The 373-nt window shown below is 79.9% G+C and carries 1 pseudogene; it reads left to right on the forward strand.

What is annotated here, in order from left to right:
* Positions 1-255 (forward strand): annotated as a pseudogene (locus E9565_RS22045) (hypothetical protein); the annotation flags it as partial.
* Positions 256-373: the final 118 nt, after the last annotated feature.

Here is a 373-nt window from a genome sequence, read left to right on the forward strand (position 1 = left end):
CCCGGTGACGACGGCGGCGCCACCGGCGAGCCGACCACCCCGCCGGAGGAGGGCACCGGGACGCCGACCACCCCGCCCGGTGACGACGGCGGCGCCACCAGCGAGCCGACCACCCCGCCCGCGGAGGGCACGGGTGAGGTGACCGCACCGCCCGCGGACGAGGGCGACGAGGACGCCGACGAGGACGCCGACGGGGACGAGGTCGCGGTCAGCCAGCGCGAGGGCGACGAGGCGTCACCCGTCGCCCGGCTCTGACCCCGACGTCCGGGCCGCCCGCTGCCTGCAGCGCGCCGGCTGTGTCCCGCACCTCAGAGCAGCCGGTCGAGGTCGTCCGGGCCGGGACCGGTCCCGCCGGAGTCGGGCAGCGGCGAGG

The organism is Blastococcus sp. KM273129 (assembly GCF_021698995.1).
Classification (GTDB): Bacteria; Actinomycetota; Actinomycetes; order Mycobacteriales; family Geodermatophilaceae; genus Blastococcus.